This window comes from Neisseria sp. HMSC067H09 (genome assembly GCF_001814135.1).
Classification (GTDB): Bacteria; Pseudomonadota; Gammaproteobacteria; order Burkholderiales; family Neisseriaceae; genus Neisseria.
The window spans coordinates 1-1,806 of the sequence record NZ_KV814892.1 but is presented as its reverse complement, the minus strand read 5'-3'; the positions used below and the strand labels follow the sequence as shown (position 1 = coordinate 1,806).

Genomic DNA, 1,806 nt, shown 5'->3' with positions numbered 1-1,806 from the left:
TGGGGTGCAGTTCAGTTTTCAGACGACCTTTTTGTCAGATAGGGAATATTTTGGCAGCGCTCATGCCTATCTGTACGGAATAGGGGCTTACAGTATTTTCAATCCAATCCGCTTTTTTACGAATATAACGAAATCATCTTTTTTTAAAACCAAGCATTCTTTCCCATTTTCAGACGACCTCATTAAAGTAACGTGCAATCCGAGAATTAAGGAAAGAACCATGACCGCAACTACCGCCCCGCTTTTGCGCTTCATCACCGCCGGCAGTGTCGACGACGGCAAATCCACCCTCATCGGCCGCCTGCTCTACGACAGCAAAACCCTGTTGACCGACCAGCTCGACAAACTCAACCGCGCCGCCGAAAACGGCGAAACGCCCGACTTCGCCAGCCTCACCGACGGCCTTGCCGCCGAGCGCGAACAAGGTATCACCATCGATGTCGCCTACCGCTATTTCGCCACGCCCAAGCGCAAATTCATCATCGCCGACACGCCCGGACACGAACAATACACCCGCAATATGGTAACGGGCGCATCGACCGCCGACGCCGCCATTGTCCTGATAGACGCAACGCGCGTCGATTTTTCCGGCGGCGAACCCGTCCTCCTGCCGCAAACCAAACGCCACAGCGCGATTCTGAAACTCTTGGGCTGTCCCAATATCATCGTCGCCGTCAACAAACTCGACCTGCTCGACTTCGACGAAACCAAATATCAGGCCATTACCGCGGCCTATCGCAAGCTGGCGGAACAAATCGGCCTCCAAGCCCAAATCCACTTCCTTCCCATCAGCGCGTTAAAAGGCGACAACATCGTTAACGCCAGCAGCCAAACCCCGTGGTATCAAGGTTTGCCGCTGTTACCCCTGCTCGAAAGCCTGCCCGTCAACCGCCAAAACGCCGCCGACCAAGCCGCCCATTTCCCCGTGCAGCGCGTCGCACGGCAAGACGGCAGCAGCAGCGACGACTTCCGCGGCTATCAAGGCAGATTGGAAGCAGGTCGTCTGAAAACCGGCGACGAAGTCAAAATCCTGCCTGGCGGACATACCGCCAAAATCGCCGAAATCTACAATCCAAACGGCAAAACCGAATCCGCCGAAGCAGGCGAAGTGCTGACCGTCACGCTCGACACCGACCTCGACATCTCGCGCGGCAACAGCATCGCCGCCGCCGACAGCCCCGTCGCGTCCGAACAGCAGTTCCAAGCCGCGCTGTGCTGGTTCGACGACATCCCGCTCAACCTGCGCCGCAAATACCTGCTGAAACACACCACCCAAACCACCCCCGTCAAAATCAGCACGATTTCCTACGTTTGGGACGTGAACACCCTCAGCCGCGTCGAATCCGCCGACACGCTCAAACTCAACGACATCGGCAGCATCAGCCTCAAAGCCCAGCAGCCGATCGCCGCCGCGCCCTACGAAGAAAACCATGCCCTCGGCGCGTTCATCCTGATAGACGAAGCCACCAACCACACCGTCGCCGCAGGCATGATACGCAAGGCTGACCAAACGGACAGTTTTGAAATTTGAAACAAGGGCATCTTGAATTGAAGAGGTCGTCTAAAAAACCGAAGCAGAGTTTTTCAGACGACCTCTTCAGTTTGGCAGATTAAGGCAGGGAATATGGCAGGTAGGCTTTAAGCCATACGGCGTTGCCTTATCCTCAGCCAGCGCGGTGGGAAATCACAGTGAATTAAAATAACAAAATCGCGGCATGGCATTTTTCATTTGGATACATGGTAAAAGGTCGTCTGAAATCGGAAAGGAAGGTTTGAACTGCCCCCCAAATCTTGGACACTCATAAA

Annotated in this window: 1 protein-coding gene; it reads left to right on the top strand. The window is 54.9% G+C overall.

The window, feature by feature from the left end; all coding sequences use genetic code 11:
* The first annotated feature begins 220 nt into the window (after positions 1-220).
* A complete protein-coding gene (locus tag HMPREF2954_RS03915; RefSeq protein WP_045074011.1) occupies positions 221-1,531 on the top strand; it encodes a sulfate adenylyltransferase subunit 1 in 1,311 nt (436 codons plus the stop codon).
* Positions 1,532-1,806: the final 275 nt, after the last annotated feature.

Coding starts and splice junctions, on each gene's coding strand:
- HMPREF2954_RS03915 (WP_045074011.1), top strand. CDS start 221: ATGACCGCAACTACCGCCCCGCTTTTGCGCTTCATCACCGCCGGCAGT.